This window comes from uncultured Alsobacter sp., assembly GCF_945952055.1.
GTDB lineage: Bacteria > Pseudomonadota > Alphaproteobacteria > Rhizobiales > Beijerinckiaceae > Alsobacter.
On the sequence record NZ_CAMFHB010000043.1, the window covers coordinates 1 to 14,283 of the forward strand.

General features: G+C 69.3%; 11 protein-coding genes. 5 read left to right on the plus strand and 6 right to left on the minus strand.

Annotated elements, in window-relative coordinates; genetic code table 11:
• Positions 1–115 precede the first annotated feature (115 nt).
• Positions 116–271, minus strand: coding sequence for a hypothetical protein (locus Q0Q47_RS24200; protein WP_293866081.1), 156 nt, complete (start codon positions 269–271; stop codon positions 116–118).
• 242 nt (positions 272–513) lie between these two features.
• Between Q0Q47_RS24200 and Q0Q47_RS24205 the strand changes: the two genes are divergently transcribed.
• The 5 genes from Q0Q47_RS24205 to Q0Q47_RS24225 all read left to right on the plus strand — a co-directional run bounded on the left by Q0Q47_RS24205 (position 514) and on the right by Q0Q47_RS24225 (position 7,551).
• The gene (locus Q0Q47_RS24205; protein ID WP_293866084.1) at positions 514–966 is read left to right on the plus strand and encodes a cytochrome c; all 453 of its coding nucleotides are present in this window, start codon (positions 514–516) and stop codon (positions 964–966) included.
• 45 nt (positions 967–1,011) lie between these two features.
• Positions 1,012–2,385 carry a cbb3-type cytochrome c oxidase subunit I gene (locus Q0Q47_RS24210; protein WP_293866087.1) on the plus strand — a complete coding sequence of 458 codons (1,374 nt, stop codon included), beginning with the start codon at positions 1,012–1,014 and terminating at the stop codon, positions 2,383–2,385.
• A gap of 109 nt (positions 2,386–2,494) precedes the next feature.
• Positions 2,495–3,301, plus strand: a complete 807-nt coding sequence (locus Q0Q47_RS24215) for a CbbQ/NirQ/NorQ/GpvN family protein (RefSeq protein WP_293866090.1) — start codon at positions 2,495–2,497, stop codon at positions 3,299–3,301.
• Between the two features lie 182 nt (positions 3,302–3,483).
• Entirely contained in the window at positions 3,484–5,403 is a 1,920-nt protein-coding gene (locus tag Q0Q47_RS24220) for a nitric oxide reductase activation protein NorD (protein ID WP_293866093.1), read from the plus strand.
• A 219-nt stretch (positions 5,404–5,622) separates the two neighbouring features.
• Positions 5,623–7,551 (plus strand): FAD-binding monooxygenase, encoded by a 1,929-nt coding sequence (locus tag Q0Q47_RS24225; RefSeq protein ID WP_293866096.1) that lies wholly within the window; start codon positions 5,623–5,625, stop codon positions 7,549–7,551.
• A gap of 322 nt (positions 7,552–7,873) precedes the next feature.
• Here the strand turns inward: Q0Q47_RS24225 and Q0Q47_RS24230 are convergent, their stop codons facing one another.
• From Q0Q47_RS24230 to Q0Q47_RS24250, 5 genes are all read right to left on the minus strand, one after another.
• On the minus strand, positions 7,874–8,479 hold the full coding sequence (locus Q0Q47_RS24230) for a dual specificity protein phosphatase (RefSeq protein WP_293866098.1): 606 nt from the start codon (positions 8,477–8,479) through the stop codon (positions 7,874–7,876).
• A gap of 38 nt (positions 8,480–8,517) precedes the next feature.
• Positions 8,518–9,645 (minus strand): ABC transporter ATP-binding protein, encoded by a 1,128-nt coding sequence (locus tag Q0Q47_RS24235; protein WP_293866100.1) that lies wholly within the window; start codon positions 9,643–9,645, stop codon positions 8,518–8,520.
• A gap of 22 nt (positions 9,646–9,667) precedes the next feature.
• Positions 9,668–10,909 (minus strand): ABC transporter substrate-binding protein, encoded by a 1,242-nt coding sequence (locus Q0Q47_RS24240; RefSeq protein ID WP_293866102.1) that lies wholly within the window; start codon positions 10,907–10,909, stop codon positions 9,668–9,670.
• A gap of 31 nt (positions 10,910–10,940) precedes the next feature.
• Positions 10,941–12,764: an iron ABC transporter permease gene (locus Q0Q47_RS24245; RefSeq protein ID WP_293866105.1), complete on the minus strand. Its 1,824-nt coding sequence runs from the start codon at positions 12,762–12,764 to the stop codon at positions 10,941–10,943.
• A gap of 425 nt (positions 12,765–13,189) precedes the next feature.
• Positions 13,190–14,224: a substrate-binding domain-containing protein gene (locus Q0Q47_RS24250; RefSeq protein WP_293866108.1), complete on the minus strand. Its 1,035-nt coding sequence runs from the start codon at positions 14,222–14,224 to the stop codon at positions 13,190–13,192.
• Positions 14,225–14,283: the final 59 nt, after the last annotated feature.

Consider the following 14,283-nt stretch of genomic DNA (forward strand, 5'->3'; position numbering starts at 1 on the left):
GAGTGTCAGGGATGTCCCCGAACAGCTGTCAGGTATGTCTCCGGGCTGTACACCGTGCCCGGGCAGGACCAGCGGAGAAATGGAGCGTGAGATCGAGGCGAGCAGGTGCTCCCCCTCACTGCGTGAAGAACAGCGCGCCCGCGATGGCCACCGACGCCAGCACGGCCGTGACGGCGCCGGAGACGCGGATCACGCCCATGCGCGCCAGCGCGATCGCGAAGACGATGATGACGGGCGTGGCGAACAGCAATCCGACCTGGGCGTCGCTCATGGGGCGGCCTCCTCGACAGTGGGGGACGGGGCGACCCTAGGCCGTCAGGCCCCCAGGACCTTTGCGCAGGGACAAAGAAGCGTGCGGTCCGCGGCCCCGTGCGGGCCAATCGCCTCGCTGTTTGCCCCTGCACAAAGAGCGCGTCGCGAACGCCCTTAAGGCTCATCCGTGCTGCGTGGCGTCGCCACGGCCACCCGGCCCGCCCCGGGTGCCCTTCCCCTGTTCGAAAAAGGCGCCACCCGATGGCTGAACGCCTCACGACATCGGCGGCCCGAAACGTCTTCTACGGCGGATCGGCCTTCTTCTTCGCGATCTTCGTCGGGCTCACCGCCCACAGCCACTACGCGATGGTGACCACCACGACGGACGTCGCCACGCTCACGCCCGCCGTCGCCCGCGGCAAGCACGTGTGGGAGAAGAACTCCTGCATCAACTGCCACACCATCCTGGGCGAAGGCGCCTACTTCGCGCCCGAACTCGGCAATGTCTGGGTGCGCTGGGGCGGCAAGGACGATCCCGCCGGGGCCCGCGACATGCTGAAGGCCTGGATGGCCTCGCAGCCCTCCGGCGTACCCGGCCGCCGCCAGATGCCGCAGTTCAACCTCACGGAGCAGGAGGTCAACGACCTCGCCGACTTCCTCGAGTGGACGAGCCGCATCAACACCCAGAACTGGCCGCCCAAGGTCTCGGGCTGATCCGCCCGTCCCCGCCCTTCTTCTCCTCCATCACGGGAAACCGCCATGCCCTCCGGTCCCCAATACCCGACCCCCAGGTACCAGACGCAAAGCATCGCGTTGCTGTACTTCTACGGTGCGCTGGGTCTCTTCGTCGCCCAGGTCACCTTCGGCCTCCTCGCCGGCCTCATCTACGTGATGCCGAACACGCTGTCGGTGCTGCTGCCCTTCAACATCGTGCGCATGATCCACACGAACGCGCTGATCGTGTGGCTGCTCATGGGCTTCATGGGCTGCACCTACTACCTCCTGCCCGAGGAAACCGAGAACGAGCTCTTCAGCCCGTTCATCGCCAAGCTGCAGTTCTGGCTGTTCCTCGGCGCCGCCGCCATCGCGGTCGTGGGATACCTGTTCCGCATCCACGAGGGCCGCGAGTTCCTCGAGCAGCCCTTCCCGATCAAGGTCGGCATCGTCGTCGTGGCACTGATGTTCCTGTTCAACGTCACCATGACGGTGCTCAGGGGCCGCAAGACGAGCGTCACCAACATCCTGCTCTTCGGGCTGTGGGGCGTGGCGGTGTTCTTCCTCTTCGCCTTCTACAACCCGCCGAACCTCGCCGTGGACAAGATGTACTGGTGGTACATCGTGCACCTGTGGGTCGAGGGCGTGTGGGAGCTGATCATGGCCTCCGTGCTGGCCTTCCTGATGATCAAGCTCAACGGCATCGACCGCGAGGTCGTCGAGAAGTGGCTCTACGTCATCATCGGCCTGGCGCTGTTCTCGGGCATCCTGGGCACCGGCCACCACTACTACTGGATCGGCGCGCCGGGCTACTGGCAGTGGATCGGCTCGCTGTTCTCGACGCTCGAGGTCGCGCCGTTCTTCACGATGATCCTCTTCACCGTGTCGATGACCCGCAAGGCCGGCCGCAACCACCCCAACCGCGCCGCGCTCCTGTGGTCGATCGGCTGCTCGGTGATGGCCTTCTTCGGCGCTGGCGTGTGGGGCTTCCTGCACACCCTGTCGCCGGTGAACTACTACACCCACGGCACGCAGCTCACCGCGGCCCACGGCCACCTCGCCTTCTTCGGCGCCTACGTGATGCTGAACCTGGCGATGATGGCCTACGCCTTCCCGGCCCTGCGCGGCATCGGCGTCTACAACCAGCGGCTCAGCATCGCCAGCTTCTGGCTGATGTGCGGCGGCATGGCGGTGATGACGCTCGCCCTCACCGGTGCCGGCGCGGTGCAGGTCTACCTGCAGCGGGTGCTGGGCCAGGGCTACATGGACGTCCAGGACGGGCTCGCCGTCTACTACTGGATCCGTCTGGGCTGCGGCGTCGCCGTCGTGGCGGCCGCGCTGATGTTCGCCTGGGCGGTGCTCGTCCCCGGCCGCAGCGCCCGCACGGCCCCGGAAGCCGCCCTGCAGCCGGCCGAGTGAGCCGGACTGCCCCGTGACGAGAGGGGGCGGCCGTCGCCGCCTGCCCCGTGACAAGAGGGGGGCGGCCGTCGCCGCCCCCGCCCCCGAACTCCCACCGAGGATCACGACGATGAACGTCGCCACCTTCCCCCGCGCCCGCACCGACATCCCGTTCTATGCCCCCGCCGGCAACGAGGTCGCCCTCTTCGAACTCGCCTGGTCGCGGCGCCTGCCGCTGCTGCTCAAGGGACCGACGGGCTGCGGCAAGACGCGCTTCGTCGCCCACATGGCGGCGGGCCTCGGCCTGCCGCTGCACACGGTCTCCTGCCACGACGACCTCACCGCCGCCGACCTCACGGGCCGCTACCTGCTCAAGGGCGGCGAGACGGTGTGGGCCGACGGGCCGCTGACCCGCGCCGTGCGCGAGGGCGGCATCTGCTACCTCGACGAGGTTGTGGAGGCCCGCAAGGACGTCGCCGTGGTCCTGCACCCGCTCACCGACGACCGGCGCATCCTGCCGCTGGAGCGCACGGGCGAGGAACTGGAAGCACCGGGCAGCTTCATGCTCGTGGTGTCGTACAACCCTGGCTACCAGAACCTGCTGAAGGCCCTGAAGCCCAGCACGCGCCAGCGCTTCGTCGCGATCTCTTTCGACTTCCTGCCGGCCGAACAGGAGCTTGCGGTCGTCTCCTCCGAAAGCGGTCTCGCCGAGGCGCGCGTGAAGCCGCTGATCGAACTCGCCGGACGGTTGCGTGCCCTGAAGGGCCACGACCTGGAGGAAGGCGTTTCGACGCGGCTCCTCGTCTATTGCGCGAGCCTGATCGCCTCCGGCCTGCCGGTGCGCGAGGCCGTGCTCTCGACCCTCATCGAGCCGCTCACCGACGAACCGGACGTCAAGGCCGCGCTCGTCGAGGTCGCCCGCGCCGTCGTCGGCTGAGAGCCTTGGCCCCTTGATCCAGATCGCGCCACCTCTCAGCCGTCATCCCCGGGCTTGGCCCGGGGACCCACGACTTTGCCGGGGCCGACCTCAAGTCGTGGGTGCCCGGGCCAAGCCCGGGCATCACGCGGAGAGATCGGGTCTGGTTCTCGGTACGATTCAAACGCCCTGAGGAGAGCGAGATGCTCGACTTCCTGGAACTCGAGGAGACCGTCGGCAAGGCCTGGCACAGGCTCGTCGGCGGAGCCGCGACCTACACACGCTACCCGGACCACGCGGTGGCGCTGGCCGATCTCGGCGGCTCGCTCGCCGTGCTCTTCCGGGGGCTCGGCGGAGAGGCGGGCGTCCAGCTCTCCACCGCCGTGGCCCGGCGCTCGCAGCACCGGCTCGGCTGGCTGCAGCGCGTCGGACTGGGCGAGGAGAAGATCGACCAGCCCGGGCGCGACAGCGCCACGCTGTTCCTGCCCGAGCGCATCGCGCTCTTCCCCGACGCGTCGCTCAACCGCGCCCTCTACCAGTGGCTCGCCGCGTGGTTCGCCGTCGTGCCGGTCACGGCGGTGGAGGATCGCGATCCGCTGCGCCGCGACGTCCTCCTGCTTCGCCGCGCGGCGGCGACGACCCGCGCGGTGCTGGAGACCTTTCCCGGCCTCGCGCAGGACTACCGGAGGCTGGGTGCCGCGGTCGCCCTCGCCCGCCCCGTCAGGTCGATGCCGAAGACCGAGCGCGAGGTGGAGGCCATCGTTCTCGCCCTGCTGATGGGTGCCAACACCCCGCCGTCGGGGCGGCTGTGGGACCTCGTCCAGTCGCAGGATGGGTTCGTTCTGCACGCCCCGGCCGGCTACCAGCCGTTCCTGCCCTGCCCGCTCTGGGGCGACGCCTGGCTGCGCGAGGCCTCCGCCCCGCGCAAGGAGGCCGACGAGACCGCGAGCGGCAAGGCGACGCTGCCCGTCGACCCGCGCCGCCGCTTCGCCGTGCGCGAACAGAACGCGCAGCCCCGCGACGAGCGCGATCCTCTCGCCCTCAACCGCTTCGAGAAGGTCCTGGCCATGGCCGAGATGGTCCAGGTCAACCGGCCCCAGGACGAGGACGAGGACGACCAGGCCGAGAAGGCCGCCGACGATTTCGAGGAACTCACGGTCGGCCAGCGCACCGGCAAGCCGGCGAGCCGGCTGCGCTTCGACCTCGACCTCCCGCCCGAGGCCGTGGAGGCGACGCCGCTCACAGCGGAGCTCACCTATCCGGAGTGGGACTACCGCAAGGCCGCGCTCGTTCCCGACCAGTGCAAGGTGCTGGCGGGGCCGGCGCCGAGCGAAGGCGAGGCCTGGGCGCCGGACGCCGAGGCGAAGGCGCGAATCCGGCTCGTGAAGCGCCGCTTCGAGACGCTGCGTCCACGCCAGGAGATCCTGCGCGCGCAGCCCGACGGTGCCGACCTCGACCTCGACGCCCTGGTGCGCGCCCGCTGCGACGTCGCGGCCGGCGGCCCCGGCACCGACCGCGTGCATCTCGCGGCCCGGCCGCTGGGGCGCGACCTCTCCGTCGCCCTGCTCGTCGACGTCTCGCTGTCGACCGATGCTTGGGTGGCGGGGCGCCGCGTGCTCGACGTGGAGAAGGAGGCCCTGCTCGTGCTGGCGCACGGCCTCGCGGCCTGCGGCGACAGCCATGCCATCATGACCTTCACGTCACGCCGCCGCTCCTGGGTGCGGGTCGACACCGTGAAGGACTTCGACGAGCCGCTGGGCACCACGGTCGAGAAGCGCATCGGCGCCCTGAAGCCCGGCTACTACACCCGCATGGGAGCCGCCATCCGCCACACGGCCTCCGTGCTGGCGGCGCGCCCGACGCGGCGAAAGCTCATGCTGGTGCTGACCGACGGCAAGCCCAACGACGTCGACCACTACGAAGGGCGCTTCGGCATCGAGGACACCCGCATGGCCGTGCGCGCTGCAAGGCGAAACGGCACCACGGTGTTCGGCGTAACCATCGACGCCAAGGCGCAGTCCTACTTCCCGACTCTCTTCGGCATCGGCGGCTACGCCATCGTCGACGACGTGGCGCGCCTGCCGGCGGCGCTCCCGCGGATCTACCGGGAGGTGGTGCGGTAGGCGGTGGAGCGAGCATCTGCAAACCCTCCGCCGTCCTGGCCGGGCCCGGCCCGGCCATCCACGACTTTGCCTGGGCCATCCTGAAGTCGTGGGTCCCCGGGCCAAGCCCGGGGATGACGTGCGGAGGAGCGGCGGCCTCGTCGATGATGCATTTCTGCGGTTTGACCCCACCTCAATTACTCCGTATACTGAGCAAATCAGAACACGCGGAGGGGCGCCATGCAGTTCCATCTCGACGGCTTCGTGCCCGGCGATCCCGACGTGCATGTGCCCTCCGACCGCTGCGGCATCGACCCGGCTCCGCGCCCCCTGCCCGACACATGCGACGTGCTGATCGTCGGCTGCGGCCCGGCGGGGCTCGCGCTCGCGGCGCAGCTCTCCCGTTTCCCCGGCATCGACGTCTGCATCGTCGAGCAGAAGTCCGGGCGCCTGCTGCGCGGCCAGGCGGACGGCATCGCCTGCCGGACCATGGAGATGTTCAACGCCTTCGGCTTCGTCGAGCGCGTGATGCGCGAGGCCTACTGGGTGAACGAGGCGGCCTTCTGGAAGCCCGACCCGGCCGATCCGTCGCGCATCGTGCGCAGCGGCCGCGTCCAGGACGTGGAAGACGGGCTGTCGGAATTCCCGCACGTCATCCTCAATCAGGCCCGCGTGCACGATTTCTTCCTGGACGTCATGCGCCGTTCGCCCTCGCGCCTGGAACCCCACTACGCGCGGCGGCTGGTCGAGGTCGCCGTCGACGCCGATCGCGCCGCAAGCCATCCGGTGACTGCGTCCTTCGAGGTGTCCGAAGGGGCCGATGCCGGCCGCGTCGAGACGATCCGCGCGCGCTACGCGGTGGGCTGCGATGGCGCCCGCAGCGCCGTGCGCCGGAGCATCGGGCGCGTCCTGCAGGGCGACAGCGCCAACCAGGCCTGGGGCGTCATGGACGTCCTGGTGGTCAGCGACTTCCCCGACATCCGGCTGAAGGCGCTCATCCAGTCCTCGGGCGGCGGCACCATCGTGCTGATCCCCCGCGAGGGCGGCTATCTCGTGCGCGTCTATGTCGAGCTCGACAAGCTCGACCCGAGCGAGCGCGTGGCGAACCGCAACATGACCGCCGACCACATCATCGCCGCCGCCCGCAGGATCCTGCACCCCTGGACCTTCGACGTGAAGGAGGTCGCGTGGTGGTCGATCTACGAGATCGGCCAGCGCGTCACCGACAAGTTCGACGACGTGCCGGAGGACGAGATCGCGACGCGGGATCCCCGCGTCTTCATCGCCGGCGATGCCTGCCACACCCACAGCCCCAAGGCCGGCCAGGGCATGAACGTGTCCATGCAGGACGCCTTCAACCTCGGCTGGAAGCTCGCCAGCGTGCTGGAGGGGCGCAGCGCGCCCTCGCTCCTGCACACCTACTCGGCCGAGCGCCAGGCGATCGCCAAGGAGCTGATCGACTTCGACCGCGAATGGGCCGCGCTGCTCAGCGCGGCGTCGAAGCCGGGCCCGGACGGCAGACGCGTCGAGGCGTCGGAGGTGCAGCGCTACTTCGTCCAGCACGGCCGCTACACCGCGGGCACCGCCACCCGCTACGCCCCCGCCCTGCTGACGGCGACCGACGAGCACCAGCATCTCGCCCGCGGCTTCGTCATCGGCACGCGCTTTCACTCGGCCCCGGCGATCTGCCTCGGCGACGCCAAGCCGATCCAACTCGGCCATTCGACCGGCGCCGACGGACGCTGGCGGCTCTTCGCCTTCTCCGACCGCACGGATCCCGCAGCGCCGTCGGGAGCGATCCGCGACCTGTGTCACTTCCTCGCCGACGCCGAGGCCTCGCCCGTTGGCCGCTTCACGCCGAAGGGCGCCGACATCGACGCCGTGTTCGACGTGCGCGCCGTCTTCCAGCAGGGCCACCGCGACCTCGCGCTCGAGCGCATGCCGGCCTTCCTGCTGCCCCGCAAGGGCCGCCACGGCCTGATCGACTACGAGAAGATGTTCTGCCCCGATCCCAAGGCCGGCCCGGACATCTTCGACGCCCGCGGCATCGACCGCGACCGCGGCTGCCTCGTCGTGGTCCGACCGGACCAGTACGTGGCCGACGTGATGCCGCTCGACGCCTTCGACCGGCTGGCGCGGTATTTCGACAGGATCATGCTGGAGCGCTGACCGCGTGCGGTTGCTCCGATGTCATCGGCGCGCCCACCTGTCAGCCGTCTTGCCTGGGCTCACCCCAGCCTCCCCCTCTCCGCGTCATGGCCGGGCTTGGCCCGGCCACCCACGACTTGAGCATGGCGCCGGCAAAGTCGTGGGTCCCCGGGCCAGGCCCGGGGATGACGGCTGAGAGATCGGTTTGAACTGGACTGCCCGTCCTCGGGCCAAAGCTCCACAAGCTCCGAGCAGCCCGCGAAGCAGGCTGCTCAGGATGATGGAGTTGGAAGCGAGGATGGCGACAGGGGCGCTCAGGGCGAGAGCGGCCTTTCCGCCCCCCTCACGCCGCCGGGCGGGCACGCTTCTCGGCTTCGATGCGCAGGATCCAGTCGGCGGCGTAGCGGGCGGCTTCGATGAGCATGGGCTTGGGCGTCTCGTGCCACTCGTCGGGGTGCAGCGCGCGGGTCTGGCGGATGTGGTCGATGGCGGCGTCGAGCGTGGGAAAGCGGTCGTGCATGTGCACGTGCATGAGCAGCGCGGCGACGATGACGGAGCGGCTGCGGCCGCCGCGGCAGTGCAGCAGCAGGTTGCCCGTGCGCCGGTGGGGATAGGTGAAGCGGTCGGGCAGCCTCTGGTGGAGCGCGCCGTCGAGCAGGAAGTAGGCGCCGATCAGCATCGTGTCCGGATTGCCGGCGTCGTCGATCAGCCCGAGCTTGTAGTTGCGGATGGGTCCCTTGCCGCCCTCCTCGATCGCGCCGGCGGCCTGCGTGTAGTCGATGTCGAGGTTCACCGCGCAATTCACGACGATGGCGATGTCGTTCTCGTCGAGGAGCTTGCGGTCCGCCGCCGCCTCGGCGTCGCCGATGAACAGCTTGCCCCCGGTGGGCGGCAGGCCCTCGACGATGAGGCTCATCGGCGGGCGGGGAAAATTGTACTTCGTGACCATCGGCGTCGATCCTGCGTGCAGTGGTGGTGGCCGGCGCCTCAGGCGGCGCTGGCCGGGGCGAGCGAAGCGGGGACGAGGCGCTGGCCCGTCCCGGTGTCGAAGAAGCGGACGTGTTCGGGCGGAAACGACAGCCAGAGCTTGCGTCCGGCGAGGTCGCGCTCGAAGCGTGGCACGAGCACGGTGAGCGGAACGCCGTTCACCGAGACCGACAGGATGGTCTGCGACCCCGTGGGCTGGACCACGTCGACCTCCGCCGCCACCGCGCCAGGAGACGGCTGGGGATGGACCACGATGTTCTCGGGCCGGATGGCCGCGATGGCGCCCGGCGCGTCCGGCGAGACGCCCGCGGGAAGCGGCAGGACGAGGCCAGTCTCGGCCACCTGCAGCACGCGCTGGCCGGCGAGCGACCCGACGGTGCCCTCGATCAGGTTGATGCGCGGGTCGCCGATGAACTCGGCCACGAAGAGGTTGGCAGGCTCGTGGTAGATCTCGTAGGGCGTGCCCTGCTGCTGGATCACGCCGTCCTTCATCACCACGATGACGTCCGACATCGTCAGCGCCTCGACCTGGTCGTGCGTGACGTAGACGGTCGTCGCCTGCAGCTCGCGGTGCAGGCGCTTGAGCTCGGTCCGCATCTCGGTGCGCAGCTTCGCGTCGAGGTTGGAGAGCGGCTCGTCCATGAGCAGGATCGCGTTGCGGGCCGCGATGAGGCGGGCCACCGCGACGCGCTGCTGCTGGCCGCCGGAGAGCTCGGAGGGATAGCGATCCTCCAGCCCGGTCAGCTGCACCTTGGCGAGGGCCTCGGCGAGCCGGGCCGACACCTCGGCCGCCGGCATCTTCCGCTCGCTCAGCGCCAGCGTGACGTTGCGGCCGACCTTCATGTTCGGCCAGAGCGCGTAGCTCTGGAAGATGAAGCCGAGGCCGCGGCGTTCCGGCGGCACGAAGACGCCGGCGCCGGGCGCGTCGACGGTCTGGCCGGCGACGATCACCTCGCCGCCGGAGGTCGTCTCGAGCCCCGCGATGACGCGCAAGGTCGTGGTCTTGCCGCAACCCGAAGGCCCGAGAAGGGTCACGAACTTGCCCTTCTCGATGTCCAGGTCGAGGGCCGGCAGCGCGACGTGCGCGCCATAGGCCTTGGTGATGCGGCGCAGGCTGATCTCGGCCATCGCGGGTGCTCCGTTCGGGCTGTCAGCGGCTCGATTCAGCGGTCCAGAAGTCGCTGATCTTGGCCACGTTGTCGCGGACGAACTCGGCCGAGGCGCCGAGCTTGGGGGCCTTGGGCCAGGCTTCGCTCAGCGGCGGCGCCGGCATGTCGGTGCGCGGCGAAAAGGTGCCGATCTGGTAGAACGAGGCCATGCCCTGCAGCAGTTCGAACGACTTGCCCTGGCGGAAGGGCTGCTCGAACTTGGTCGCCGGCGTGATGTCCTTGCTGCCCATCATGAAGGCGACGAACAGCTTGGCGGCGTTGGGGTGCGGCGCCCGCCCGCCGATGGCGATGAAGGTCGGGTAGGTGAACAGGCCCGCCGGCTTCAGGTCGTAGGCGATGGCGTTGGCGAGCTTGTCCGTCTCGTTGCGCGTCATGTAGTGCATGACCGAGAAGGAGATCGGGGGCTTGGCCTGTCCGCGCGTCCCGGACGCGTTGGCGAGCTTCGAGCTGTTGTCGTAGAACACGACATCGTTGGCCAGCAGCCGCTTGAGGAATTCGTAGCCGGCGTTCTCCACGCCCTTCGACAGCTGCAGCGGCTTGCCCGCGTATTCCTGGTAGGCCTTGGCCATGGCGTCGCTGTTCTCGACGATGGCAGCCAGCGACATCAGCGAGGAGAGCGAGCCGATCGGCGACTTCATGGCGAAGCGGCTCTTCCACTGCGGCTCGGTGAGCTCCCAGATGTTCTTGATCGGCGGGCTGGGATAGGTCTCCGCGTTGTACATCACGGTGTAGGCTTCGATGGCGTGCGTCAGCAGCGGCTCGCGGTAGGCAGCCGGGATCTTGTCGGCTAGGGAGGCCGGCACGTAGTTGACGATGCGGTTGTTGGGCAGCAGGTCGAAGACCATGGCCTCGGTACCGCCGGTGTAGACGACGTCGGCGGCGAAGACGCCGGCCTGGTGCTCGCGCACCACCTTCTCGATCGTCTTCTCGGAGCCGAGATCGTAGACCTTGATCTTGATCTCCGGATACATCTTGGCGAAATCCTCGCCGGCCTTCAGCGTCGTGCTCGACGACGAATAGACGGCGAGCTCGCCCTCCTTCTTGGCCTTGGCGACCACCTCGTCCCAGACCTCGTCCTTCTGGTAGGGGCCAAGCCGGCTCTCCTTCAGCCAGGCGTCGAACTTCGGGTCCGCCTTCTGTGCCGAGGCGGGCGCCGCGAACGCGAATGCGACGGCGGCGAGCGCCGCGGCGCCGGCCGTGAAGCGGATCAGGGTCCTTCTCATTGCTTCGTCCTCCCGTTTGCTTTGTTTGGTTCTAGACAGACGTCGCCCGGCTGGCCGGGACCAGGACACGCACCAGGACGCTGGCGCCCACGACGAGCACGACGAGCAGCGTCGTCGCCACGCCGACGAGCTGGGGCATGTCCTGGTTCTGGTAGTTGTAGATCACGCCCGCGAGCACGTTCGTGGAGGGCGTGACGAGCAGGATGATGAGCGACAGCTCGCGCATGATGCTGACGAAGGTGAGCAGCATGCCCGAGACGAGCCCGCCCGCCGCGATCGGCACGATGATCCGCAGCATCCGGCGAGCCCAGCCGATGCCCTGGACGCGGGCCGCCTCCTCCAGCGACCGATCGATCTGCAGCAGCGCCGCGATGCCGGTCCGCGAGGTGAAGGGCAGCGTCTTCACGGTGCAGATGAGGATCAGCAGCGCGAAGGTGCCGTAGAGCGCCGGCAGCGGACCGAACGGCCGCGAGAACATGCCGATGTAGATCGCGCCGAAGGCGAGCGCCGGGAAGATGTAGGGCAGGAAGGCCACGATCTCGAGCGTGCGCGAGACAAGGCTGCCGCGGGTGCGCACCACGACGTAGCCGATCAGGAAGCCGACGACGCCGGTGGCGAAGGCGGTGGCGGCGGCGAGCTTCAGGCTGTTCCAGGTGGCGTCGAGGATGTTGACGTTGTCGACGAGCGACTGCTGCAGCGGATCGACCCCCTGCCCGCCCCCGCCGATCCAGTAGTGCAGCGTGAGGTTGGACAGGCTGTAGTCGCCGGCGGTCTTCACGAGCGACTGCAGCAGAAGCAGCGCGAGCGGGAAGGCCACCGCGGCCAGCATGGCGAGGCAGACGAGCGCGAAGACCGGCCAGCGCCACGCGCCGAGCCGGATCTGGCGCTGGCGAAAGCCCTTGCCCGACACGGTGACGAAGCTCTTGCGCACGCCGATGAGCTTCTGGTTGATGAAGATGAACAGCCCCGCCATCACCACCAGCACGAGCGCCAGCAGGAAGCCGTCCCCGGCATTGCGCGTGCCCATGGCCGCGTAGATTTGCGTGGGAAGCACGTAGTAGCGCACCGGCAGGCCCAGCACCGCTGGAGTGCCGAACGAGCCGACCACCCGGATAAAGGTCATGACGACCGCCGAGCCGATGGCAGGCAGCAGGAGCGGCGCGGTGATGAGCAGGAGCTGCCGGAAGCGGCCGAGGCCGGCCATGGCGCCCGCCTCTTCCAGCTGGCTGTCGACGCTGGCGAGCGAGCTGGAGACCGACAGGTACGAGTAGACGTAGTAGTGCAGCGACAGGCAGACGACGATCGGCAAGGGCCCGTACGCCACCCAATCCGGCGGCTGGATGCCGGTGAGATAGGCGAACGCCCCGGCGGTGCCGCCGATGCGGTCGTTCTTGAACGCCGTGATCCAGGCCAGCGCCAGCACCCAGGACGGCAGCATGTAGGGGATCAGCACCACGGTGTGCAGCGTGTTGCCGAACGGAATGTCGGTGCGCACGATCAGCCAGGCCAGCGCCGAGCCGCAGAGCACGCAGATGAGCGTGGCCGAGAAGGCCGTGACCAGCGAGTTCAGGAACGGCTTGTAGAAGATCGCCCAGGACAGCCGGCCCGCGAACACCCGCTCGTAGTGGAACAGGGTGAAGTCGCCCGGCGTCGCCTTGGGCAGGTAGGCCCTGTCATAGGGCTGGACCGTCAGGGTCTCGCGCACGAGCTCGACCAGCGGCACCACCACGAGCGCGCCCAGGAGCAGTGTCAGCAGTGCCGCGAGCAGGATCTCGGGCCGGGTGAAAGCCAGCCTCAGCCGCCCGATGACCGTGCGGCCCGCGAGGGGCTCTCCCGAAGTCGTGACCTGCGACACGCGCGTCCTCCGAGCCTTGGCGCCGGTGTTTCGAGCAGAGTCGAGGCGCCTTGGGACGAAGCATTGCACACGTGTGCACAGGCCACAAGCGAGGGCTTGGCAGGCAGGCGCCATGTGCCCCTGGCACGTGTTTTCCGGCGCCACAACCAAGAGCTCTCAATCTGGGGCATGCGAGTCTATCCGTGCCCCCATCTCCCTCATCCTGAGCCGGCCGCGCAGCGGCCGAGTCGAAGGACGCAGAAGGGTGCAGCGGCGCCTAAGTGCGTCCTTCGACTCACGGCCCTTCGGGCCGTGGCTCAGGATGAGGAGCTTGAGGGGCGGTCTGAAGATCGACTCACGCGCTCTCGGGATCGTGGAACGATGGGCGCCGAGACCCGGATCCGCTGCGATCAAGCTCTCTCTGGCGCTGGTCCCTGCCGCGCGTCCTACGCGCCGCTGCGCACCGTGTCGCGTTCGACGAGTTCGACCGGCAGCAGGGACTGGGCGCGCGAGGGGCCGTCATCCGGGGAGCGTGCCAGGGCCGCGACGACGGCGCTCGCCAGGTCGACCGGGCTCTGGCGAATGGTGGTCAGCCGGTAGGCCAGCCAGGCCGACTGGGCGATGTCGTCGTAGCCCATCACGGAGACCTGCTCCGGCACCGCGAGGCCGCAGGCGCGGGCCCCGTCCAGGAAGCCGAGGGCGATGAGGTCGGTGGTGCAGAAGACGCCGTCGATGCCGCTGCCCGGCATGAGCGACCGCGCGGCCTCGAGGCCGGAGTCGTAGGTGCTGGTGCCCTGCGACCAGGTGACGACCTCGCGGCCAGCCTTGGCCATGGCGGAGGCGAAGAGCTGCCGGCGGCGGACCTGCGAGGGCGTCGGCACGCCGCTGCCCACCACCGCGAGCTTCCGGCAACCCGCGCGCAGCAGCCGGTCGGCGACGAGCCCCACCCCGTGGATGTCGTCGCTCACCACCGTGTCGCCCGCGGCCTCGTCGGGTTGGCGGTTCACCAGGATCACGCGCACGCCGTTCTTGAGGCACTCGTCGATGATCGCCGAAGGCGGAGCGCCGGACATGATGACGATGGCGGCGACGCGGAACTCCAGGATCGACTCGATCAGCGGCTCCACCCCGTCGCGCGCATCGGCCGCGTTGAACAGCAGGCACTGGCGGCCCGAGCGCTGCAGCGCGCGGCTCAGCTCGTCGAGCTGGCGGGACATGAAGGGCGAACTGAGATTGCTGCCGACCACGCCGACCAGCGTCGACTCGTCGCTGATCAGGTTGCTGGCGAGCCGGTTGACCCGGTAGCCCATCGCACGGGCCGCGTCCTGGACACGCTCCCGCACCTCCTGCGACACGCTGGCGCCGGGTGTGAAGGTCCGCGACACTGCCGAGCGTGACACGCCCGCTGCGCGCGCCACGTCCGCCGCCGTGATGAAGCCCCGCTGGGGCTTGGGAAGCCCCGTGCGATGCGGCTTGGTCATGCCCGTATCCGAACCAAGGGGCCCGAGGCCCGCCGCGTCCAGATGTACGGGAGCGCGCT